The sequence below is a fragment of the Polaribacter glomeratus genome (assembly GCF_002954665.1).
GTDB lineage: Bacteria > Bacteroidota > Bacteroidia > Flavobacteriales > Flavobacteriaceae > Polaribacter > Polaribacter glomeratus.
In genome coordinates this window covers 760,193-782,310 of sequence record NZ_MSCM01000002.1, presented here as the reverse complement: position 1 = coordinate 782,310, position 22,118 = coordinate 760,193, and the positions used below count along the sequence as shown (strand labels likewise).

Below are 22,118 nucleotides of genomic sequence, written 5' to 3'. Positions count from 1 at the left end.
ATCGAAATCAATTGAAGTGAAAGTAGAAATTTAAGTTTAGTGATAAACAAATAACAGATTGCTTCGTTCCTCGCAATGACTAGTAATTACACATAAAAAAATGGGAAATCAGAAATTATACAAAGGGTCTTTGCAAACCATCATTTTAAAATTATTAGAAACCAATGATAAAATGTACGGTTACGAAATTACGCAGCATGTAAAAGAACTTACCAAAGGCGAATTGCAAATTACAGAAGGCGCTTTGTACCCAGCTTTACACAAATTAGAAGCTGATGGTTTGTTAGCTGTAGAAGTTGCAAAAGTTGGTAACCGACTTAGAAAGTACTACAAACTCACAGAAAGTGGCACCAAAGAAACTGCCAATAAGTTGGAAGAAATGCAGGAGTTTTTAAAAACGATGCAACATTTGGTGAATCCTAAATTTAGTATGGAATAAGATGGAATTAACAACAGAGCAACTGCAAAAAGTAGAAGACTATTTGAATTTAAAAGACATTACTTATATCGATTTAAGAATGGAAGTTTTTGACCATATTATTTCTGATATTGAAGTAAAATTAGTCGATGAAAATGTAGATTTTGAAACTATTTTTTACCTAGTTACAGATATTTGGGATAAGCATTTAAAACAATCATCAAGCTTTTATTTTGGGGTTGCATACACTGCACCAAAAATTGTGATTGATAAAGCAAAAAAGTATTTTAAAAAATGGTTTTTCTTAATTCTACCAACTTATTTTATTCCTTATTTTATAATAGTAAAAACAAATACTTTTTTTACGGAAATAATAAAAAACAGTATTCATTTATTTTTTCAAATAGTAACAGTTTTGTCTTTTATGTTCTTCCTTTTATTATTATTTAAAAAATATAAAAACGAGAAAAAAACTACTTATAGTTTTATTTTAAAAACCCAAAGTTTAAATGCTTTAGTAGGTTTTTTGTTTTTAATTAATCTAAACTTCCTTGATAATGATGGGTTTATTGATGCTTCTAAATCAGGGATTTTAATGGCATTTATTTTTAGCACTTACAGCTATTTCCATTTTTATAAAAAACACCTAGAAGCCATCAAAAAACATAAAATTTCATAAACTATGGAACTTTCAACAGAACAAATACAAGAACTCTACATTTTTACTCGTAAACATTATGTAGAATATTATGATGTACAAACAGAATTAGTAGATCATTTAGCAAATGATATTGAACAAATTTCAGAAGAAAACCCTAATTTATCCTTTGAGCAAGCTAGAGATACATCCTTTAAAAAGTTTGGGGTTTTTGGTTTTATGGATATTGTAGAAAGTAGACAAAAACAATTAGGAAAAAAATACAATAAAATTCTTTGGTCTATTATGAAAGAATGGTTCACTATTCCTAAAATAATGATTACTGCCTCAATTTTTATGTTTTTTTATCTATTGATGTCTTTAAATATTAACATTCATTATTTATCAGTTTTAATGCTAATTTTAGCTTTTATTGACATTTTCTTAGCTTCAAAACTTTCAAAAAAATCAAAAAAAAGATTTAAAGACAATAATAAAAAATACCTTTTAGAAGATATAATATTTAAAGTAAGTGCTTTTAGCAGCGTCATAATTTTCTCAAATATTTTTAATTTATCAGCTTTTTTAAGATATTCAGAATCCTTATATACCAAAGTATTTGTGGCTAGTTTAATAACTTTAGCAATCTTATATTCATATATTTCTCTTATTGTTATTCCGCAAAAAGCAGAAGAATTGTTGCAAGAAACCTATCCCGAATATAAATTTATAAACAATCTGTAACAAAACACGTTTTTCAACTACTTATTAGCAATCAAACTAATTTACTAAACTTATGATTTCACACTTTTTAAAATTAGAATGGAAACAATATTTTAGGTCTGCAAATTGGCAAAAAAGTGTTTTTTTAAATATTCTTTTGGTACTCTTTGCGCTCTATTTTACGGCTTCCTTTTTAATAATTGGTATTGGAGGGTTTTACATCCTAGAAGAACAATTCCCAGATAAAGATCCACTTATTTTAGTCAATTCATTTTTGCTTTTTGCAATTGTTGGCGATCTAATTTTTAGATACATCATGCAAAAATTACCTGTAATGAACATTAAACCGTTACTAACCTTAAACATTCCAAGAAATAAAATTGTACACTTTATTTTAGTAAAATCGTCATTTTCATTTTTTAATATCATGAGTTTGTTTTTTTACATTCCTTTTTCAGTCGTTTTAATCAAAGAAGGTTATGAAGTTACCGGCGTATTAGGCTGGCTAGCAACCATGATTTTATTGATTCAGTCTGCTAACTTTTTAAATTTTTTAATCAATAAAAATAATATCGCCCTTGGCGGATTAGTAACCTTGTTAATTGGTGGTTTTCTAGTGCAACAGTATGAAGTTTTTAATTTGGCTGGTTTTGTGGGTGAAGGTTTTGATTTTATTTGCCAGAACCCAATAACCGCAATTGCATTTTTAGTTTTACTGATTGTTCTTTACGTATTAAATTATAAACAATTAAGAAACGAGGTTTATTTGGATGCATTAATATCAGAAAAAACAAAAGAAGCAAACGCATCCGATTTATCGTTTGCAGATAAATTAGGTGATTTAGCGCCCTTTATAAAAAATGATTTACGTTTAATGTGGAGAAACAAGCGCACAAAATCATCAACTTGGATGATTTTAATGGGTTTATTATATGGTTTATTCTTTTATCCGCAGCCAATGTATAGAGAAATGCAATTTATGTATGTTTTTGTAGGAATATTTTCTACCGGAACCTTTTTAATTAATTTTGGGCAATTTATTCCTGCTTGGGATTCTGGCTATTACAAAATGTTTATGAGTCAAAATTTTAAATACCATCGGTATTTAGAATCTAAATTCACAATTATGACGATTAGTGTTGTGGCTCTTTTTGTATTGGGAATTCCTTATATATATTTTGGATGGAAAGTTTTATTGGTTCATTTTGCAGCCATGATTTATAATGTTGGTGTAAACACACATGTAATTTTATATGGAGGAACTTTTAATAGAAAAAAAATAAATTTGGATGAAAAAGCGGCTTTTAACCTTCAAGGAACAGGCGCTGTACAATGGCTAATCGGTTTACCTTTAATGCTATTACCAATGGGTCTTTTTGCACTAATTGATTGGCTCGTAAGTTTCGAAATTGCAGTAGTCGGTATTGCAGGTTTAGGCTTTATCGGTATTGCTTTTCATCAAAAATTAATGGCTTTTATCACCAAAAAATACATTACAAATAAATATGTAATGATTCACGCATTTAATCAAGAAAACTAAGACACAAAATAATGATACAAACTACGCAACTTTCAAAAAAATACGGAAAAACGGAAGTTTTACATATCGATTCATTAGAAATTCCTACAGGTCAAAGTTTTGGTTTGGTAGGTAATAACGGAGCAGGAAAAACGACCTATTTTAACATACTACTAGATTTGGTAAGGCCAACTACTGGAGCAATTGTAAATCATGATATTCAAGTAAATAAAAGCGAAGAATGGAAAACATTTACAGGTTCTTTTATTGATGAATCTTTTTTAATTGGGTATTTAACTCCGGAAGAATATTTTGAGTTTATTGGCGATTTAAGAGGAATGAACAAAGCTGATGTTGCAAAATATTTAGAACAATTTGATGATTTTTTTAACGGAGAAATTACAGGAAAGAAAAAATATTTAAGAGATTTAAGTAAAGGAAATCAAAAAAAAGCAGGAATTGTTGCCGCAATGATGGGAAACCCAAAAGTGGTTGTTTTAGACGAACCCTTTGCCAATTTAGACCCTACAACACAAATTAGATTAAAAATAATTATTAAGGAATTAACTAGAAACAAACAAGTTACCATTTTAATTTCGAGCCACGATTTAACACACGTAACCGAAGTTTGCGAAAGAATTGTGGTTTTAGACAAAGGAAATGTGGTAAAAGACATCCAAACATCCACAGAAACTTTAAAAGAATTAGAAAGCTATTTTTCAGTTTAAAGAGACTATTCTTATTTTATTACTATTTTTACGCTCTTATGTATACTTTTTCCCTTAGAAAATAGTTTTATATAAGAGTTTTTAGTTTCTTTAAAATATTTTTTAATTTAGATGCATCCGTGTGAAAAAATACACTCAAAAAATAATTGTGATTCTTATTCTTTTTATTGCTGCATATTCTTGTAGCACAAAAAAAGATACTGTTATCAACAGAAATTTTCATGCGATCACCACAAAATTCAACGTTTTATTTAACGGCCAAGAAGCCTTTAACAAAGGTATTGAAGAAATAAATACGGGTTATAAAGACGATTGGTTTAATCGCTTACCAATTGAACCAATTGTTTTTGAAGAAGATAAAATAGTTTTAGAGTCTTTTAACTCGAACCCTGGAGCTGGTTTTGGAGCAGCATCTGGAGAGGAAAAAAAAGAATTAACCACTTTTGAAAGAGCCGAAGAAAAAGCCGTAAAAGCCATTCAAAAGCACGGTATGAATATCGATGGAACAGAACACAACAGACAAATTGACAACGCTTATTTATTGTTGGGAAAATCTCGTTATTACACACAACGTTTTATTCCTGCAATAGACGCTTTAAACTATGTAATTGCAAATTATCCGCAAGCGGATTTAATTGCAGAAACTAAAATCTGGAGAGCAAAAGCAAATACAAGAATTGACAATGAAGAAACTGCTATTGAGGCAATGAAATTGTTATTGATTGTTAGAGATTCTTTAGAAGCTGATTTACCAGATAAAATTAAAGAACAGGCCCACACAGCTCTAGCGATGGCGTATGTAAAAAGTGATAGTATGCAAAATGCTAAAAAGCACTTACAATTAGCAACTAGAACTTTAAAAAATAGAGCGCAAGGAGCAAGAAACTTATTTATTTTAGGGCAAATTTATAGTGATGAAAATAAAAAAGATTCTGCCTTTTCTGTTTTCAATAAATTGGCAAACTTTAAAAAAGCGCCTTATAAATACAAAATTCACGCAAATATAGAATTGGCAAAAAATTTCTCTAAAGATTCTTTATCGAACACTTTATTAGAAAGAATGCAAAAGCTGATTAAAAACAGAGATAATAGACCTTATTTAGACGAGTTGTATTATCAAACTGGTGTTTTACATCAAAATAATGACAGTATTAAATTAGCTTTAAATAATTATAATAATTCTTTAAGAGCTAAAAACGGAAGTGACAAACAAAAGACTTTTACCTACGAAAAACTAGGTGATTTGTACTTTAAAGATTCGGAATACCAATATGCCAGTGCTTATTACGATAGTGTTTTACAAGTTTCTAAAGACAGTGTAGATATTAGAATTAGACGAATTAAAAGAAAGTATAGAAACCTTTCTTCCTTAATTAAGTTCGAGAAAATTGTTACTACAAATGATAGTATTGTAAAAATTGCATCTTTATCTAAAGACGAGCAAAAACAATATTTTGAAAATTATATAGAAAAACTTAAAAAAACGGATGAAGATGCTGCTCAACTGCGTTTAAATCAAATGGCATTTGGCAATTCTGGCCCTGGTTTGCAATCGGGTAAAAAAGGTAGTTGGTACTTTTACAACAATCAATCGATGTCTTTTGGTAAAACCGAATTTCAAAAAATTTGGGGTAACCGAAGGCTGGAAGATAACTGGAGATGGTCTGAAAAAGCAACAATCGGAAGCAAAGCAACAAAGGATTCCGTACAAGTAAATACGGTAAATTTAAGATATGATTTAAATTCCTATTTAAGTACTATTCCTTATAAAACAGCAACTATCGACAGCCTAAAGATTGATAGAAATCAAGCTTTATATGAATTGGGATTAATTTATAAGGAGCAATTTAAAAATCAGAATTTAGCAAAATCACGCTTAGAAAGATTGGCTACTTTAAATCCGAAGAAAGAATTAATTTTACCTATAAACTGGCATTTGTATCAAATTTATAACAGTTTAGGCGATGCAGAAAAATCTGAAATGCATAAAAACCTGATTCTTAAAGAATATCCAGACACCAAATTTGCGCAAATAATTTTAAACCCTAATGAAATAGTAACGGAAGAAGTTGCTCTAAATAAGGTAGAAAAAGAATACAAAAAAATGTATTATTTGTATAAAGAAGGTAAATTTGAAGAAGCTGTTTTAAAGATTGATGCGTTTATTACCACCATACCAAATGCTAATTTAACGCCAAAATTTGAGCTTTTAAAAGCATATGCCATTGGTAAATACAAAGGTAAAGAGGCTTATAAAATTGCTTTAGAGTTTGTTGCTGTTAGCTATGGTAACACAGAAGAAGGTAAAAAAGCAAAAGAAATTATACTACAAATAGAAAAATAGTTTTAAATAAAATAAACCCAAAACTATGGAAAGAAACGTAATTGCTAAAAACACTGTTATTGTTGGTGATATAAAAGCGGATGGAGATTTTAGAATTGATGGCACTTTAGAAGGCAATTTAACCATTAAAGGTAGGGTTATTATTGGTGCTACAGGAAGTGTAAAAGGAAACATTATAGCTGCTGTGGCGGATATTGAAGGCGAAAGTTCTGGAAACCTAAAAGTTGAGAAAACATTAACAGTAAAATCAATAGCAAAAATTTCTGGAGACGTAGTTGTTGGCAAACTTTCAATAGAGCCCGGAGCAGATTTTAATGCAAGTTGTATAATGACAGGAATTATTAAAAAGGCCGAAAAAACGGATGGAAAAGAATCAAAATTCAAAAAAATCTTTAAATAAAGCCCTGCAACTTTCTGGAGCAGGGTTACAAATGGGACTTATCATTTATCTTGGCTTTCTTTTAGGGAAATGGTTAGACACCGTTTTTGTAACTGCTTTTTTAACACAAACAGTTACTCTTCTTGCTATTTTTTTAGCAATGTATTCATTAATAAAACAAGCTAACAGAATTAATGATTAAAACACTTTTTCTGTATACTGTAGTTTTCTTTTCTATCTTTTTAGTGTGTTTTTCTTTAAATGAAAACATACTTGAAAAACAACAGATTATTTTACCTTTTTCTTTGCGTAAAGTATACCTATTTCACTTAGGGTTTTCGCTCTTAATTTGTGTCAATTTTAAGGTCTTGTCTTCTGTTGATAAAATTTTTTCTCAACTTGGTTTTATCTATTTAGGTGCTCTTCTTTTTAAAATTTTGCTTTTCTGTGCAATCTTTTATCAACCTATCTTTAATGAAGAAAATTTATCTCAAATAGCACGATTATCGCTACTTACACCTACGCTACTTTTTTTATTAACAGAGGCTTTTTTTGTTGCTAAAATCCTAAACAAACAAGAATAAAAAAAAATCAATTAATAAATGTTTTATACTTTTGAATTATTACATACCTTTGCGCCGAATTTAGAAAGCGTATTTCAATAATGAAGATTGCACAAAAAACAGTCAAATTTCTTACAATAGTAGTATTAGCCCTATTTACAACGGTAGGTTATGCTTTAGAATCTGACACAAAATACGACAGCTCAAACGATGGTGGGCGTGTAAACACAAAAACTGAAGTTGAAGAGTATATTCTTCATCACCTTAAAGACTCGCACGATTTTTCTTTGTGGTCTTACACTAGTGTTGAAGGAGAAAGAAAACATGTTGGTTTTCCTTTACCTGTAATTTTATGGTCATCGAATGGACTTGTAACTTTTATGTCATCAGAGTTTCATCATAATGATGATGGTCATGTAATTGTAGAGAAAAACGGATTAAAATTTGTTAAAATCCATTCTAAAATTCATGAATTAGATCAAGAGGCTGCAACTGTGTCCTCTGATGAAACACACCATGCTACAAATGCACACAAAGTATTAGATTTCTCTATTACTAAAAGTGTTGTAGGAATCCTTCTTATTGGCTTCTTATTGTTGTTTTGGTTCTCAAGGTTAGCAAAACAGTACAAAACAAAGCAAGTACCAACAGGTTTTGCTAGAGTTTTAGAGCCGTTAGTTTTATACGTTCGTGATGAAATTGCAAAACCAAATATTGGTGAAAAACATTACAGAAGATTTACAGGGTATTTATTAACAGTGTTTTTCTTTATCTGGGTTTTAAATTTAGTAGGGTTAACACCATTAGGATTTAACGTTACTGGTCAAATAGCTGTTACTGCTTGTTTAGCTATCTTTACTTTAGTAATTTATACTTTTAGTGGGAATAAAGATTATTGGATGCACATGATTTGGATGCCAGGTGTACCTGTTTTATTTAGACCAATTTTAGCGGTTATAGAGTTAATAGGAGCTTTAATAATCAAACCTTTTTCGTTATTAGTACGTTTGTTCGCAAACATATCAGCAGGTCATATTGTGATAATGAGTTTAATTGCAATTATGTTCACCTTAAAAGAATCACTTGGTGTGGTCGGTGCAACAGGATTGTCTTTAGTATTATCATTTTTTATATTATTAATTGAGATTTTAGTTGCTTTTTTACAAGCATATATCTTTACAATGCTTTCAGCATTATTTATTGGTATGGCAGTAGCAGAACATTCTGAAGCTCATTAATGCAAATTTGTTTAATTTATTTTTAAATCATTTAACATGGTAACTTACAATTTAATTGGAGCAGGATTAATCGTAATCGGAGCAGGAATTGGACTAGGTCAAATTGGTGGAAAAGCAATGGAAGGTATTGCTAGACAACCAGAAGCGGCAGGAAAAATTCAAACAGCAATGATTATTATCGCTGCATTATTAGAAGGTTTAGCATTTGGTGCATTATTCTTAGGAAAATAATCCAAACAAAAACAAAAAACAACATTCTGTAACGGTTGGTTACAGAATGTGTTTTAACATCAAAACAAAGAACAAAAAATATAATTAGTTCATAAAATGGAAACTTTATTAAACGATTTTTCACCAGGTTTATTTGCAGTATCAACAATATTGTTGCTTGCATTAATAGCATTAATGGTGAAATTTGCTTGGAAACCAATTTTAAACTCTTTAGAAGAAAGAGAAACTGGTATTTCGAATGCATTAGCAGCTGCAGAAAATGCGCGTAAAGAAATGCAAAATTTAAATGCAGACAATGAAAGATTGCTTAAAGAAGCAAGAGCAGAAAGAGAAGCAATGATGAAAGATGCTAGACATATTAGCGATAGTATGATTGCTGAAGCAAAAGAAGATGCAAAGGAAGTTACATCTGCCTTAATAGAAAAAGCACAAGCTTCTATTCAACAAGAAAAACAAGCAGCTTTAGCAGAACTTAAAAAATACGTTGCAGAATTATCAATCGGTATTGCAGAGACTGTAATTAAAAAAGAATTATCTTCTAAAAAAGATCAACTTGCATTAGTTGAAGAAATTTTAAAAGAAGTTACTTTAAATTAATATTTATGAAAGACGCAAGAGCAGCATTACGTTACGCTAAAGCAATTTTAAACCTTGCAAAAGATACTAAAGAGGAATCTGCAGTATACGAAGACATGCAGTTTATTGCGGCTACTATTTCTGAAAATCCAGAGTTTGAAGTAATGTTAAAGAGTCCTGTAATAAAATCATCACACAAAGTAAAGGTGTTAAATGCTTTATTTACTGATAAAGTAAACCCAGTAACTCTTGGTTTATTTCATTTATTACAAGAAAACAAAAGAATAGAAATGTTGGCCTCTATTACAAAACAATATGCTATAATCTACGATTATCTTAAACATATACGAGTAGCTAAGGTTACTACCGCTGTTCCTTTAACAGAAGAAGTAGAAGCTTTAGTTTTAGCAAAAATTGTATCCTTAACGGGTAACAAAGCAAATTTAGAAAACGTTGTAAACCCTGCTATTTTAGGAGGATTTATTTTACGTGTAGGAGATATCCAATATGATGCAAGTATCTCTAATTATTTAAATGAATTAAGAAAGGAATTTGACAATAGTCATTACATTCCAAAAATATAAGTAAGTTGTAAGCAATATGCATTGCGCATAAAGCCTAAATAACAAAGCACAAAGCAAATTTTAAAAAGATGGCAAGTATTAAACCAGCTGAAGTATCAGCAATTTTAAAAGCACAATTAACGAACTTTGAAGCACAAGCTTCATTAAGTGAAGTAGGATCTGTATTACAAGTAGGAGATGGTATTGCTCGTGTTTACGGATTAGCGAACGTGCAATATGGTGAATTAGTAGAATTCGATAATGGATTAGAAGGTATCGTTTTAAACTTAGAAGAAGATAATGCAGGTGTTGTATTATTAGGTGCTTCAACTGAAATTAGAGAAGGTTCTACCGTAAAACGTACAGAGCGTATTGCATCTTTAAGAGCTGGTGAAGGAATTATTGGTAGAGTTGTAGATACTTTAGGAAGCCCAATAGACGGTAAAGGACCAATTGAAGGAAAAACATACGAAATGCCTTTAGAGCGCAGAGCGCCTGGAGTTATTTATAGAGAACCTGTAACAGAACCATTACAAACTGGTATTAAATCTATTGATGCAATGATTCCTGTTGGTAGAGGTCAACGTGAGTTAATTATTGGAGACCGTCAAACAGGTAAATCCACTGTCGCTATTGATACCATTTTAAATCAAAAAGAATTTTACGATGCTGGTAACCCAGTGTATTGTATATATGTAGCTATTGGTCAAAAAGCTTCTACTGTTGCAGCTATTGCAAACATGTTAGAAGAAAAAGGAGCTATGGCGTATACAACTATCGTAGCAGCAAACGCATCAGATCCTGCGGCAATGCAAGTATATGCACCATTTGCTGGAGCTGCGATTGGAGAATTTTTTAGAGATTCTGGAAGACCTGCCTTAATTGTTTTTGATGATTTATCGAAACAAGCAGTTGCTTACCGTGAAATTTCTTTATTATTAAGAAGACCACCAGGACGTGAAGCATATCCTGGAGATGTATTTTATTTACACTCAAGATTATTAGAACGTGCTGCAAAAATTATCAATGATGATAAAATTGCAAGTGAAATGAACGATTTACCAGATTCTTTAAGAGAAATTGTAAAAGGTGGGGGTTCTTTAACTGCATTACCAATTATTGAAACACAAGCAGGAGACGTATCAGCATATATACCAACAAACGTAATTTCTATTACGGATGGTCAAATTTTCTTAGATGGAGATTTATTTAACTCTGGTGTAAGACCCGCAATTAACGTAGGTATTTCTGTATCTCGTGTTGGTGGTAATGCGCAGATTAAAGCGATGAAAAAAGTATCTGGTACTTTAAAATTAGATCAAGCACAATATAGAGAATTAGAAGCATTTGCTAAGTTTGGATCTGATTTAGATGCAGCTACGATGAATGTAATCTCTAAAGGACAACGTAATGTTGAAATCTTAAAACAAGCTCAAAATGATCCTTTTACAGTAGAAGATCAAGTAGCTATTATTTATGCAGGTTCTAAAAACTTGTTAAAGGAAGTTCCTGTAAATATGGTTAAGAAATTTGAAAAAGATTATTTAGATTATTTAAACGCAAAACATAGAGATACTTTAGATTCTTTAAAGTCTGGTAAATTAACAGACGAAGCAATTGCTGTATTAGAAGCGGCAGCTAAAGAAATTTCTAAGCATTTTAATTAGAAGTTAGTGTTTAGTAGTTGGCCCATAATAGCTTACTACAAACAACTAATTACTAACAACTAATTACTAAAATATGGCAAACTTAAAAGAAATAAGAAATAGAATTACCTCTATAAAATCGACAATGCAGATTACATCTGCCATGAAAATGGTATCTGCTGCAAAGTTGAAAAAAGCGCAAGATGCAATTACGGCAATGAGACCTTATTCATCTAAACTAACTGAATTGCTGCAAAATTTAAGTGCAACTTTAGATAGTGATGCTAGTAGTGAATATTCTAAACCAAGAGAAGTTTCTAAAGTTTTAATCGTGGCAATAACGTCTAACAGGGGTTTATGTGGTGGTTTTAACTCGTCAATTACAAAAGGTGTTATTAGAACTATTAATGAAAAATATAGCGATGTTAAAGTTGATATATTTTCGATTGGTAAAAAAGGTGGTGATGTTTTAGCAAAGAAAGTAAAAGTTGTAGAAAAAAGAAATGCTATTTACGATGATTTAACTTTTGACAATGTTGCTGCCATCGCAGAAGAATTAATGGTGTTATATACAAGCGGAACGTATGACAAAATTGAATTGGTTTACAATCAATTTAAAAATGCAGCTACTCAAATTACACAAGTAGAACAGTTTTTGCCTATAAAACCTATAGAGGGTGGAGATGCATTAGCAGTTAATTCTGATTATATTTTTGAGCCCTCAAAAGAGGAAATAGTTTTAGCTTTAATTCCTAAATCTTTAAAAACGCAATTATATAAAGCGCTAAGAGATAGTTTTGCTTCGGAACATGGTGCCCGTATGACCGCAATGCACAAAGCAACAGACAATGCAAAAGATTTAAGAGACGATTTATTGCTAACTTATAACAAAGCCCGTCAAGCAGCAATTACTAACGAAATTTTAGAAATTGTTGGTGGTGCAGAAGCTTTGAAAAATTAGACAGCCGCCCAGTTAGCAAAGTAAAATGTTAAAAGCAAAAAGCGTTTAAAAGTTAAATATTTTAGTTTCAACGTTTACACAATAATATAAAGTACAAAGAGCTTATCAAATTTTGATAAGCTCTTTTTTTATATCTTGGCATAACAATTGAAATTATATACAAAAAACAAAAAAAATGAAGACACTAAAAATTTTAGCAATACTTATAACTACTACTCTACTTTCTCAATGTGGCAGTACCAAGTTTGAAGAAAATCCGCCATTTGCAATTACGTCTGCTATATATAATAATTGGACTGGTGGCGTACCAGGAAATAAAGGTATAACTGTTAACATTTCATATACTGCTCTTTATCCTATAAAATTTGATAGCATCTTCTTTTTAGAAAAAACAGCTATATTAGAAAGTAGTAAAACCAAAGACAAAAAATTTATAGCTGCTAATTTTATGACGTCAAAAAAAACAAGTGTAACTTTAGCAAAAAATGCATCCGAAGAAATAAATAATACTGTTACTGCTATTAAAAAATTTCCTTACGAATTGAAACAAAATGAAGCAATAATTAGCTACATCGTAAAAGGAAAAACGAAGTACTTTAAAGTAAAATCTATCAAAAAAGGGAAATCTATATTTTATCCTTCTACACGTAAAGACAATGATATCAAATAGTTAAAATTTAATTATTAGTGTTTACTATTTTTTGGCACACATATTGAATATATATAAGCGTAACTTATAAACTGGAAGCTTATGAAGACTCTAAAATTACTTTTCGCAATTATTATTACAGGAACTCTTCTAAATTCTTGTACAACAGTTTATCAAGATTCTTATAATGAGTATCAACCAACTTTAGAAGAAGTAGTATCTGAGTATGATTTATGGTATGTAGATTATCATAGAACTTCAGGTAACGGAGATATTCCTTTTGTTTCTAGAGCTTTTACCCTATCGTTTTTAAACGGTATTCTATACGCAAATAATAATATTGTAGCTATTGGTAGAACAGGAAATGGTTTAGGAATTGATGTTGGAACTTACAATACTTTTAATGGTCTGTTAGAAACAAATCATGATTTAAATGGTGCAAACGATTTTGAAGTAACAATTTTATCAAATAATGAAATTATATTATATAACCGAAGACAAAATGTAAGCTATTATTTAATAGGATATAGTATTAGAAATTTTAATTACGACAAACTATTTTATGAAAATATAGAGTATTTTTTACAAGAATATGAAGCTTGGGGAAAAATAGAGACTAGAGACGGAACTCCAAATAACTTTGATGATGAAAATTACCTAGAGTTTACACCAAATAACATAACAACATTTAGGAGTTCAAAAGACAACTTTGGCACACAAATTGATTATATAAGATGGAGTTATGTAGGAGGATATGAAGTGTTTGATGTTACGGGTTATGAAGACCTAAAAATTTTAACACTTAATTATGATGGTGGAGATATAGAAGAGTTCGAGTTAAGCGTTACAAATGAAAATAACATTCGTTTATATCATATAAGCTCAAAGACAACGTACGACTTTAAAGGATATGGTTTTTTACCATACTTAAAAAGTGAAAAAAATGTTAAAACCGAAATACCAACTGTAAGGAATAACAATAGAAAACGTACTAAAGTAGAAAGAAAGACAAAGGTTAGAAGATTAGAAAATATTTAAAATAAGTTTGGTTAGTTGATTTTTGGTTGGTTATTTCTCAATAACCAATTGAAAGAAGAACCGTCCTGAGGAGGACGGTTTTTTCTTTGCTTATAACTAAGAAAATAAAATAGTGTTTCGTAGCATAAAACAAGTTGTTTTTATACTTTTATGATAAGATTTATATTTTTTATAAAACTGATATTTAAAAGTACCAGTTCATAAAAAAATCATCCTAATTAAAAGATAACAAATGAGAAAAACAGCATTTATAACCGGTGCAACTTCGGGTATTGGTAAAGCAACTGCAGAATTATTTGCCAAAAACAACATCCGTTTAATTCTTTGCGGCAGAAGAAGCGAAAGATTAGATAAACTTCAAGAATTATTAAGCGATTTAACAGAAGTAACTACTCTACAGTTTGATGTTTCTAAAAGAGACGAAGTATCTGCTGCTATTGCATCACTTCCAGATAAATTTAAGAATATTGATATTTTAATTAACAATGCTGGTAATGCGCATGGGTTATCTAGCATTCAAGATGGCGATTTAGATGATTGGGATGCTATGTTAGACATTAATGTAAAAGGTTTGTTGTATGTTTCTAAGGCAATCATTCCACAAATGATAAAAAATAATGATGGTTTTATTGTAAATATAGGTTCAATTGCCGCAAAAGAAGTATATCCTAACGGAAATGTATACTGTGCTTCTAAACACGCCGTAGACGCTTTAAATAAAGCCATGAGAATCGATCTAAACAAATATAACATTCGTGTTTCCGCAATTCACCCTGGTGCTGTAGAAACCGAGTTTTCTGAAGTTCGTTTTAAAGGTGATACAGAAAAAGCAAAAACAGTTTACACAGGCTATAAAGCTTTACAAGCAGCAGATATTGCAGATATTATTCATTTTGTAATAACGAGACCTTATCATGTAAATATTGAGGATTTAGTTGTGTATCCGTCGGCCCAAGCGAGTGCAACTATTATGAATAAAAAATAGATTTAGACGCAAGTAATTTATTTAACCAATCATCTAAATTTAAAAATCAGAAGCAAAAAGTACAAAGTTTGAATAACACGAATGCCAATAAATAATAATTAGTGATTAACAAAAGACTTTTGATCAAAAACCTACTTTCTCAAAATGATGAGAATAGTTTTTATGATAAAAAGCAAAAATTATCTTTAAGTAATAAAGAAGGAAAGGCAAAGTTTCTAAAACATATTTGTGCGCTTTCCAACTCCAATCCAGAAAACAATTCTTACATCGTAATTGGTATAGAAGATGAAGAAAATAAAATTCTTGGCGTCGATTTTTACGATGATAGTAAAATTCAAAATTTAGTAAATGCGTATTTGGTAAATCCGCCTAAAATTCAGTACGAAAATGTACCTTTTCCAAGGTTACCAAGGCACAAAGTAGTTGGTTTGGTTACTATTCACCCAAATAATCAAATAACCTCTTTTTTAAAAAACACTTGGAAGTATAAAAAAGGAACCCTTTTTCATAGAAAAGGAAGTAATTCAATGCCTTTTTTGAAGACAACTTTTGAATTAAAAAACACCAATAAATCAATAGTAGAATCCATTGAAAATAACGCAAGAAACAATATTGAACTTACTTTAAACGGAGTCTTCGATTTTATAAACAATCATAAACCAGCAAACAATCCTCAATACAAAGTTTTTAACGAACAATTTGTACTGTGTTGGGCTGGAGAAAAGAAAATCATCAACCAAGAAGAATATTTTTCTAGAGTAGATATTGAGTTGATTAATGAACAAGTTAGATTGTTTTTTTCTGCTTTGGATGATGTTCAAATCAGTTATAACAGTCATTCTTTTATAATAACAGAATTTATATTATTAGGTATTGACGCCAGTGAAACGTATTATCCTTTAGAAAAAACGATCATTAACTTTAAAGATAATGGTAAACATGATATTGTTACTGAATTTTTGTTTAAGCCACCAAAATATGATGAAATCGTTATGAATCATATTTATACAAACAGCAACAAAATTATTTCTAAAATTATAAATGAGACTCCGCTTTCTGTTCTAGAACATGAGGATGTGTTTAGGTTGCCAACCAATTATTTAATCTGTTTTTTAAATGGATTTTTAGATGCAGCAAATCAACTTAAAAAGGCAAAGAATTATATGCGAAATTTAGAAGATAAAACTACATACATTAAATACAAAGAGGCGATACGTGTTATTAGAAAAGTGAAGTATGGCTAGAATTTACTTAAGGTTTTAAATAAAGAAGCCAAAAAAATTAATCGCTTTTTTAATAAAATGAATACGAAATAAAACAAATTTTAAAAATTATTCAATAATTTCGTAATCGATATCTAGTTTTCGCAAAGCTCTAAGCGCAGAACCAGCATTTTTATCTGTTACTTCTATATCAACAGCATCTCCTTCTAAGAGAATATCTGTAAGTTCATTTGACAAGCTTTCCGAAATATTAGATGAAACTTCTGCAATACATTTAGCAATCGCTCTTTTATCTGGTCGCTGAGAATCGCAAGACAATAAATTTAATTTCATAATAATCGTTTATACTTGCAATATACAACAGTTGATTTTAGATAGCACTAAATTGTAATTCTTAAACGAGTATTCAATTAAATATAACAGAATTATTAGAAGCAATAATTTAATCACCAAAAATTAAGAACTAAATAAAATCCAATTTAGAAAACGATTTATTTAAGATTGCAACGTCATCAACTTGTAACCATTTGTCTAAAATTGTAGCATAAATTTCTCTAAAATCAATTTCATATTTTAAGTTTCCGTTTTTATCCAAATCGCCCAAATTAGGCAAGTTATTATACAAACCTTGTTTCTTTAAATTTTTACCAACTACAAAAACAGTGTTCGCAGCTCCATGATCTGTACCTTTAGATTCATTTTGTTTTACACGTCTTCCAAACTCAGAAAAAGTAAGAATAATAACATCGTCAAAAGCATTGTTTTTTTCTAAATCATTTACAAAAACCTCCATGCTTTCTGCATAAATTTTTAACAATCGCTCTTGCGTATTTGCTTGATTTGCGTGTGTATCAAATCCGCTTAAACCCGCATAATAAACTTGGGTTTCTAAACCTGAATTTATAAAACCGGCAATGGTTTTTAACTGTTTCCCAAAAATATTTTTAGGATACTCTGCAACCGTTGATTTCGCTTTTGTTTTTTCTAAAATATATTTTGCTGATGATTTTGCATCAATCATAGTATTGTATAAATACCCCAAATTATGCTCGTTTAAATGCGGATCCTTATAACTCTGCACCACATTATTAAAAAAAGGTTCACGCATCGATTTATAAAATAAATTAGGATCTGTAATTGCCAAACCATTTTGCGTTCTTCCTTTCAACATTAAAGACAAACTTTCGTCAACCTCTATAGCATTGTAAGGGTTTCCTTTGGTATAATCTAAATATCTACCAACCCAACCATTTTGCAAATATTCATTACTATCACTTGCCGTTTGCCAAATATCCGTAGCTCTAAAATGCGATAAATTAGGATTTGGATAGCCCACGTTATTGATAATACTTACAAAACCTTTATCGTACAAGTTTTGTAAAGGCTGTAAACTTTTATGAAGACCAACTTCATCAGAAATTTTAAGAAGATCCTTTTTATTGATTGCAATTGTACTTCTTTGCTGATAATAAATATCATTGTTAAAAGGCACAACTGTATTTAAACCGTCATTACCACCTTTTAACTGAATAATCACCACTTTTTTATTGCTAAACGTTTTGGTTGGATTGTTCTCAAAAGCTTTTAAAAATTGCGGAACAAAAAACATGCCCGATGCAAATGTGGTTTGTTTTAAAAAATCTCTACGTTTCATAGTTTTAGGTTTGTTTTCTAGGGCGCTGTTGAGAGGTTAACAAAGTTGATATTCTGGCAAACTCATTAATTGTACACAAAAATCTTGCTTGGGCATTTGCATATTGTTCAGTAGCATTTGTGCTGTACCTGCATTTAATTTTGTGGTAATTACTTGTTGCATTAATTCTTGATGAGAACTGTTTTTATAGTTTTCATCAAAGGTTTTCCAAGCTGTTTTTGTTTTGATAAATGCTTTTCTTCGTAATTTTTTTTCGTCAAAATTAGCATCTGTAGATTCTTCGTCTCCTTTATCAGAATATGTAATTTCTGCATTATTTAGTAAAACCGATGGCAATCGCAAGCGCGTAACAATGGTATTGCTGTCAATCCAATTTCTGCCTGTTTTCCAGCCTGCCACATTTGGCGGACTCATTAAAACCTGACCTAATAATTTCTGAACTAACAAAATTTGTTGCTCTTTTTCAAAAGTAAAAGGCACAATTGTGTTAATGCCCACAATAAATTCTATTGGCGATTTTATTTTTACACCAATATTTTCATCCGCATAAAACCACTCAGAAAGCAACACAAAACGCATTAATTTTTCGATATTATACTCTTTATAAAAAACAGCTGTCATTTCTTCTACATGACTTTTATTAATCTTTTCATTTACAAAATAACTGTATATTTTTTCTGATATAAATTTAGCACATTGCTCCTTTTCTAGGATAATATCAATAATAGCATCACCATTAAAATTACCTGTTTTTCCTAAAAAAGTTTTCTCATTTTCGTCATGATCTTTTTTTCTTAGAATAACTTCTCCTTTAAAATTATGAACATAGCCTGTAAAAGCTATTGCAGATTCTTTAATATCAGTTTGTGTGTACTTATCTTGACCTAATGTAAAAAGCTCCATTAATTCGCGCGCAAAATTTTCGTTCGGGCTTTTTTTCTTATTCTGTTTGTTGTTAAGGTAATTCAACATTGCAGCTTGTTTTGAAACGATTTTTGTAAAATCGCTAAAATTGCCCAGCGCATTTGTACGCAAAACATTATTATACTCTTGAATAAATAAGATGTTTTTATTTTCGCAGACAAAATGATTTGTCCAAAACAACGTCATTTTTTCACGTAAAATTTCAGAAGGATTCATCAATCTATACACCCAGGCAACAGAAAATTCATGTACTTTTTGTCTGCTAATTTTTTGAAGCTCTCTTTGCTTTTGTTTATCCTTATAATCTTGTGCAGTTATGTCCTTTAAAAAAGAAATATCAATAGTTAAAGGAGTTATTTTCTTAGAAGAATTAAATAGCTCATTGATCACATTTTTTTTACTTTTCTTAGCCAAACGCTTCAATTCTTTTGGTGTAATACCAAAACCAATCCTGTTATATAAATGTTGTATGTGTATTGATTTCATGAGCTTTAGACTTAATAAATTAAAGATAGTTTAATTTTATAAGAAAAATTAAATCCTATAAAAACAACCTTTTAAACTTCCTTTTCACACTATTTTTAGGTATTTAGACTACTTTGCAACCAAAACTACTCTTTGTTTTTTTACGGAGTTGGCGCAAATGCTCACTATTTTTTTACTTTAACTGACATACTTGCTGATTAGATTCTTTTTTAAACAGTTATTTTAAAAAAGGCGAAAAATATGATACTTTGAGTTCATCAAAGGGCTACGTGCCTATTTTTACATTTTAAAATGATCAAAACATCAATTTATAAAATTTCATTCCTGTTTTTGCTGTTTTTGGCTTGATTTTCGCGGCTAATCTTAGTATAAGTTTAAATTAAAATGTTTGCTGCGTAAGAATTATGCGAAAAATATTTTTAAAAATTAAATAACATAGTATGATGATTCAAGTCAAAGAAAACAACACAGTGAAAGTAAATTATACAGGTAAGTTATCTGATGGACAAATTTTTGATAGTTCTGAAGGAAAAGAACCATTAGAGTTTACGTTAGGACAAGGACAGATAATACCTGGTTTTGAAAAAGGGTTGATCGATATGAAAGTAAAAGAGAAAAAAACCATTACAATTGCTAAAGAGGAAGCGTATGGAGAAATTAATAAAGATCTAATACAAGAAGTGCAAAAAAGTGAACTTCCTCAAGATATGACGCCAGAAGTTGGAATGGGTCTTGTTTCTAAAACACCAGACGGCCAAGAAATGAATTTAATGGTTGTTGAAGTTAAAGAAGAAAGTATTGTTATTGATGGTAATCATCCTTTAGCAGGTAAAGATTTAATTTTTGATCTTGAAGTTGTAGAAATTTTAGAAACTGAACTTAAAAAATAAATTTTTTATTTTTTAACCAAAGTTAATTTTAGAAATAAATTCTAAAGCATAAAAAACCCAACTTTAAAAAGTTGGGTTTTTCTATTTTTACAAAAAGCTTAGAACTTTTTAAAGATCAAATTTAATTCCTTGTGCTAAAGGTAATTCGTCTGAATAATTTACGGTGTTTGTTTGTCTACGCATATAAACTTTCCAAGCATCAGAACCAGATTCTCTACCTCCACCAGTTTCTTTTTCACCACCAAAAGCACCACCAATTTCTGCACCAGATGTTCCAATATTTACGTTTGCAATTCCACAATCTGAACCAGCATACGATAAAAACTTCTCAGCTTCCTTCATTTCATTCGTCATAATTGCAGAAGATAAACCTTGCGCAACTCCGTTTTGCTTTTCAATTGCATTTTCTACTTCACCAGAATATTTCATTAAATATAAAATAGGTGCAAAAGTTTCATGTTGTACAATTTCAAAATGGTTTTCAGCTTCAATAATTGCTGGTTTTACGTAGCAACCAGACTCAAATCCTTCGCCAGTTAAAACACCACCTTCAACCAATACATTACCACCTTCAGCTTTCGCTTTTTCGATAGCGGCTAAATACGTATTTACAGAATCCTTATCAATTAACGGCCCAACATGTTTCGTTTCATCTAAAGGATTTCCTATTTTGATTTGTTTGTAAGCACCAACAATGGCATCTCTTACTTTATCATACACAGATTCGTGAATAATTAATCTTCTTGTAGATGTACAACGTTGCCCACAAGTACCTACAGCACCAAAAACAGCGCCAGGAACCACTACTTTTAAATCTGCAGTTGGTGTAATAATAATCGCATTGTTTCCTCCTAATTCTAATAAAGATTTTCCAAAACGTTGTGCAACAGTAGTACCAACAATTCTTCCCATTCTTGTAGATCCAGTTGCAGAAATTAACGGAATTCTAGTATCCGTAGTCATCATTTCACCTACTTTATAATCTCCATTTATAATAGAAGAAATACCTTCTGGTAAATTATTTTCTTTTAAAACGCCTGCAATAATGTTTTGACAAGCTACCGTACATAAAGGTGCTTTTTCAGAACCTTTCCAAACACAAACATCGCCACAAATCCAAGCTAAAGCGGTATTCCAAGCCCAAACTGCAACTGGAAAATTAAAAGCAGAAATAATACCAACAACCCCAATTGGATGCCATTGTTCTCTCATTACGTGTCCTGGTCTTTCCGACGGAATTACTTGCCCATTTAATTGACGTGATAATCCAACAGCAAAATCACAAATATCTATCATTTCTTGAACCTCTCCATAACCTTCTTGCAAAGATTTTCCCATTTCATAAGAAACTAATTTTCCTAAAGGTTCTTTTAATTCTCTTAATTTGTTACCAAACTGACGTACAATTTCTCCTCTTTGTGGAGAAGGCATGTTTCTAAATGATTTAAACGCTTTTGTAGCTGTTTCCATCACTTTTTCATAGTCTTCTTTTGAAGTTGCTCTTACTTTTCCAATCAGTTTTCCATCAACTGGAGAATAACTTTCTATCAATTCGCCATTAGAAAAATTGTTAGAACCTGTAGAAGTTCCTTCATTTATATCTTTTAGGCCTAACGTTTTTAGTGCTTCTTTAATTCCAAAATCTGTCATTTTGCTGTTTCGTTTTTGTTGTTTATATTCGATGTACGAATTTACGAATAATTTAAGACATATATAAATTAAACAAAAACAATTAAACTTGTT

At 30.3% G+C, this 22,118-nt stretch carries 24 protein-coding genes; 20 read left to right on the top strand and 4 right to left on the bottom strand.

Features of this window, described 5'->3' with window-relative positions; genetic code table 11:
- The first annotated feature begins 100 nt into the window (after positions 1 to 100).
- From BTO16_RS13490 to BTO16_RS13400, 19 genes are all read left to right on the top strand, one after another.
- On the top strand, positions 101 to 439 hold the full coding sequence (locus tag BTO16_RS13490) for a PadR family transcriptional regulator (protein ID WP_105022191.1): 339 nt from the start codon (positions 101 to 103) through the stop codon (positions 437 to 439).
- A 1-nt stretch (position 440) separates the two neighbouring features.
- The gene (locus BTO16_RS13485) at positions 441 to 1,097 is read left to right on the top strand and encodes a hypothetical protein (RefSeq protein ID WP_105022190.1); all 657 of its coding nucleotides are present in this window, start codon (positions 441 to 443) and stop codon (positions 1,095 to 1,097) included.
- A gap of 3 nt (positions 1,098 to 1,100) precedes the next feature.
- Entirely contained in the window at positions 1,101 to 1,799 is a 699-nt protein-coding gene (locus BTO16_RS13480; RefSeq protein WP_105022189.1) for a hypothetical protein, read from the top strand.
- Positions 1,800 to 1,851: 52 nt separating this feature from the next.
- A complete protein-coding gene (locus tag BTO16_RS13475; protein ID WP_105022188.1) occupies positions 1,852 to 3,318 on the top strand; it encodes a DUF5687 family protein in 1,467 nt (488 codons plus the stop codon).
- A gap of 11 nt (positions 3,319 to 3,329) precedes the next feature.
- Positions 3,330 to 4,025 carry an ABC transporter ATP-binding protein gene (locus BTO16_RS13470; RefSeq protein WP_105022187.1) on the top strand — a complete coding sequence of 232 codons (696 nt, stop codon included), beginning with the start codon at positions 3,330 to 3,332 and terminating at the stop codon, positions 4,023 to 4,025.
- 121 nt (positions 4,026 to 4,146) lie between these two features.
- Complete coding sequence (gene porW / locus BTO16_RS13465) at positions 4,147 to 6,369, top strand: type IX secretion system periplasmic lipoprotein PorW/SprE (protein WP_245892118.1); 2,223 nt, start codon at positions 4,147 to 4,149, stop codon at positions 6,367 to 6,369.
- A 25-nt stretch (positions 6,370 to 6,394) separates the two neighbouring features.
- The gene (locus BTO16_RS13460; RefSeq protein ID WP_105022186.1) at positions 6,395 to 6,769 is read left to right on the top strand and encodes a bactofilin family protein; all 375 of its coding nucleotides are present in this window, start codon (positions 6,395 to 6,397) and stop codon (positions 6,767 to 6,769) included.
- Positions 6,732 to 6,950, top strand: coding sequence for an AtpZ/AtpI family protein (locus BTO16_RS13455; RefSeq protein ID WP_105022185.1), 219 nt, complete (start codon positions 6,732 to 6,734; stop codon positions 6,948 to 6,950). Before BTO16_RS13460 ends, BTO16_RS13455 begins: the two co-directional genes overlap by 38 nt.
- A complete protein-coding gene (locus BTO16_RS13450; protein ID WP_105022184.1) occupies positions 6,943 to 7,332 on the top strand; it encodes a DUF6168 family protein in 390 nt (129 codons plus the stop codon). The genes BTO16_RS13455 and BTO16_RS13450 overlap by 8 nt, the downstream gene beginning before the upstream one ends.
- A gap of 80 nt (positions 7,333 to 7,412) precedes the next feature.
- The gene (gene atpB, locus BTO16_RS13445; protein WP_105022183.1) at positions 7,413 to 8,549 is read left to right on the top strand and encodes a F0F1 ATP synthase subunit A; all 1,137 of its coding nucleotides are present in this window, start codon (positions 7,413 to 7,415) and stop codon (positions 8,547 to 8,549) included.
- A 36-nt stretch (positions 8,550 to 8,585) separates the two neighbouring features.
- Positions 8,586 to 8,780 carry an ATP synthase F0 subunit C gene (gene atpE / locus BTO16_RS13440; protein ID WP_105022182.1) on the top strand — a complete coding sequence of 65 codons (195 nt, stop codon included), beginning with the start codon at positions 8,586 to 8,588 and terminating at the stop codon, positions 8,778 to 8,780.
- Positions 8,781 to 8,876: 96 nt separating this feature from the next.
- On the top strand, positions 8,877 to 9,377 hold the full coding sequence (locus tag BTO16_RS13435; protein ID WP_105022181.1) for a F0F1 ATP synthase subunit B: 501 nt from the start codon (positions 8,877 to 8,879) through the stop codon (positions 9,375 to 9,377).
- 5 nt (positions 9,378 to 9,382) lie between these two features.
- Positions 9,383 to 9,940, top strand: coding sequence for an ATP synthase F1 subunit delta (atpH, locus tag BTO16_RS13430; protein WP_105022180.1), 558 nt, complete (start codon positions 9,383 to 9,385; stop codon positions 9,938 to 9,940).
- Between the two features lie 68 nt (positions 9,941 to 10,008).
- Complete coding sequence (atpA, locus tag BTO16_RS13425) at positions 10,009 to 11,586, top strand: F0F1 ATP synthase subunit alpha (RefSeq protein WP_105022179.1); 1,578 nt, start codon at positions 10,009 to 10,011, stop codon at positions 11,584 to 11,586.
- A 73-nt stretch (positions 11,587 to 11,659) separates the two neighbouring features.
- Positions 11,660 to 12,526 (top strand): ATP synthase F1 subunit gamma, encoded by an 867-nt coding sequence (gene atpG, locus BTO16_RS13420; protein WP_105022178.1) that lies wholly within the window; start codon positions 11,660 to 11,662, stop codon positions 12,524 to 12,526.
- Between the two features lie 175 nt (positions 12,527 to 12,701).
- Positions 12,702 to 13,196, top strand: a complete 495-nt coding sequence (locus BTO16_RS13415; RefSeq protein ID WP_105022177.1) for a hypothetical protein — start codon at positions 12,702 to 12,704, stop codon at positions 13,194 to 13,196.
- Between the two features lie 81 nt (positions 13,197 to 13,277).
- Positions 13,278 to 14,213: a hypothetical protein gene (locus tag BTO16_RS13410; RefSeq protein ID WP_105022176.1), complete on the top strand. Its 936-nt coding sequence runs from the start codon at positions 13,278 to 13,280 to the stop codon at positions 14,211 to 14,213.
- Positions 14,214 to 14,445: 232 nt separating this feature from the next.
- Positions 14,446 to 15,198 (top strand): SDR family NAD(P)-dependent oxidoreductase, encoded by a 753-nt coding sequence (locus tag BTO16_RS13405; protein ID WP_105022175.1) that lies wholly within the window; start codon positions 14,446 to 14,448, stop codon positions 15,196 to 15,198.
- A 101-nt stretch (positions 15,199 to 15,299) separates the two neighbouring features.
- Positions 15,300 to 16,442, top strand: coding sequence for an ATP-binding protein (locus BTO16_RS13400; RefSeq protein ID WP_105022174.1), 1,143 nt, complete (start codon positions 15,300 to 15,302; stop codon positions 16,440 to 16,442).
- 87 nt (positions 16,443 to 16,529) lie between these two features.
- On the opposite strand, the gene BTO16_RS13395 is transcribed toward BTO16_RS13400, so the two are convergent.
- The 3 genes from BTO16_RS13395 to BTO16_RS13385 all read right to left on the bottom strand — a co-directional run bounded on the left by BTO16_RS13395 (position 16,530) and on the right by BTO16_RS13385 (position 19,485).
- Positions 16,530 to 16,754 carry a hypothetical protein gene (locus tag BTO16_RS13395; RefSeq protein ID WP_105022173.1) on the bottom strand — a complete coding sequence of 75 codons (225 nt, stop codon included), beginning with the start codon at positions 16,752 to 16,754 and terminating at the stop codon, positions 16,530 to 16,532.
- A 130-nt stretch (positions 16,755 to 16,884) separates the two neighbouring features.
- Entirely contained in the window at positions 16,885 to 18,075 is a 1,191-nt protein-coding gene (locus BTO16_RS13390) for a DUF1501 domain-containing protein (protein ID WP_105022172.1), read from the bottom strand.
- A 36-nt stretch (positions 18,076 to 18,111) separates the two neighbouring features.
- Positions 18,112 to 19,485 (bottom strand): DUF1800 domain-containing protein, encoded by a 1,374-nt coding sequence (locus BTO16_RS13385; protein ID WP_105022171.1) that lies wholly within the window; start codon positions 19,483 to 19,485, stop codon positions 18,112 to 18,114.
- A gap of 443 nt (positions 19,486 to 19,928) precedes the next feature.
- Between BTO16_RS13385 and BTO16_RS13380 the strand changes: the two genes are divergently transcribed.
- Positions 19,929 to 20,375 carry an FKBP-type peptidyl-prolyl cis-trans isomerase gene (locus BTO16_RS13380; RefSeq protein ID WP_105022170.1) on the top strand — a complete coding sequence of 149 codons (447 nt, stop codon included), beginning with the start codon at positions 19,929 to 19,931 and terminating at the stop codon, positions 20,373 to 20,375.
- A gap of 108 nt (positions 20,376 to 20,483) precedes the next feature.
- Here the strand turns inward: BTO16_RS13380 and amaB are convergent, their stop codons facing one another.
- Positions 20,484 to 22,025, bottom strand: coding sequence for an L-piperidine-6-carboxylate dehydrogenase (gene amaB, locus BTO16_RS13375; protein WP_105022169.1), 1,542 nt, complete (start codon positions 22,023 to 22,025; stop codon positions 20,484 to 20,486).
- Positions 22,026 to 22,118 lie beyond the last annotated feature (93 nt).

What these genes read in the sequence shown, in the direction of transcription:
- BTO16_RS13415 (WP_105022177.1), top strand. Translation starts at nt 12,702, where the DNA reads ATGAAGACACTAAAAATTTTAGCAATACTTATAACTACTACTCTACTT.
- BTO16_RS13395 (WP_105022173.1), bottom strand. Translation starts at nt 16,754, where the DNA reads ATGAAATTAAATTTATTGTCTTGCGATTCTCAGCGACCAGATAAAAGA.
- BTO16_RS13450 (WP_105022184.1), top strand. Translation starts at nt 6,943, where the DNA reads ATGATTAAAACACTTTTTCTGTATACTGTAGTTTTCTTTTCTATCTTT.
- amaB (WP_105022169.1), bottom strand. Translation starts at nt 22,025, where the DNA reads ATGACAGATTTTGGAATTAAAGAAGCACTAAAAACGTTAGGCCTAAAA.
- atpE (WP_105022182.1), top strand. Translation starts at nt 8,586, where the DNA reads ATGGTAACTTACAATTTAATTGGAGCAGGATTAATCGTAATCGGAGCA.
- BTO16_RS13470 (WP_105022187.1), top strand. Translation starts at nt 3,330, where the DNA reads ATGATACAAACTACGCAACTTTCAAAAAAATACGGAAAAACGGAAGTT.
- BTO16_RS13490 (WP_105022191.1), top strand. Translation starts at nt 101, where the DNA reads ATGGGAAATCAGAAATTATACAAAGGGTCTTTGCAAACCATCATTTTA.
- BTO16_RS13405 (WP_105022175.1), top strand. Translation starts at nt 14,446, where the DNA reads ATGAGAAAAACAGCATTTATAACCGGTGCAACTTCGGGTATTGGTAAA.
- BTO16_RS13485 (WP_105022190.1), top strand. Translation starts at nt 441, where the DNA reads ATGGAATTAACAACAGAGCAACTGCAAAAAGTAGAAGACTATTTGAAT.
- BTO16_RS13380 (WP_105022170.1), top strand. Translation starts at nt 19,929, where the DNA reads ATGATTCAAGTCAAAGAAAACAACACAGTGAAAGTAAATTATACAGGT.
- BTO16_RS13480 (WP_105022189.1), top strand. Translation starts at nt 1,101, where the DNA reads ATGGAACTTTCAACAGAACAAATACAAGAACTCTACATTTTTACTCGT.
- atpA (WP_105022179.1), top strand. Translation starts at nt 10,009, where the DNA reads ATGGCAAGTATTAAACCAGCTGAAGTATCAGCAATTTTAAAAGCACAA.
- BTO16_RS13475 (WP_105022188.1), top strand. Translation starts at nt 1,852, where the DNA reads ATGATTTCACACTTTTTAAAATTAGAATGGAAACAATATTTTAGGTCT.
- BTO16_RS13410 (WP_105022176.1), top strand. Translation starts at nt 13,278, where the DNA reads ATGAAGACTCTAAAATTACTTTTCGCAATTATTATTACAGGAACTCTT.
- atpB (WP_105022183.1), top strand. Translation starts at nt 7,413, where the DNA reads ATGAAGATTGCACAAAAAACAGTCAAATTTCTTACAATAGTAGTATTA.
- BTO16_RS13390 (WP_105022172.1), bottom strand. Translation starts at nt 18,075, where the DNA reads ATGAAACGTAGAGATTTTTTAAAACAAACCACATTTGCATCGGGCATG.
- BTO16_RS13460 (WP_105022186.1), top strand. Translation starts at nt 6,395, where the DNA reads ATGGAAAGAAACGTAATTGCTAAAAACACTGTTATTGTTGGTGATATA.
- BTO16_RS13435 (WP_105022181.1), top strand. Translation starts at nt 8,877, where the DNA reads ATGGAAACTTTATTAAACGATTTTTCACCAGGTTTATTTGCAGTATCA.
- BTO16_RS13385 (WP_105022171.1), bottom strand. Translation starts at nt 19,485, where the DNA reads ATGAAATCAATACACATACAACATTTATATAACAGGATTGGTTTTGGT.
- BTO16_RS13455 (WP_105022185.1), top strand. Translation starts at nt 6,732, where the DNA reads ATGGAAAAGAATCAAAATTCAAAAAAATCTTTAAATAAAGCCCTGCAA.
- atpG (WP_105022178.1), top strand. Translation starts at nt 11,660, where the DNA reads ATGGCAAACTTAAAAGAAATAAGAAATAGAATTACCTCTATAAAATCG.
- atpH (WP_105022180.1), top strand. Translation starts at nt 9,383, where the DNA reads ATGAAAGACGCAAGAGCAGCATTACGTTACGCTAAAGCAATTTTAAAC.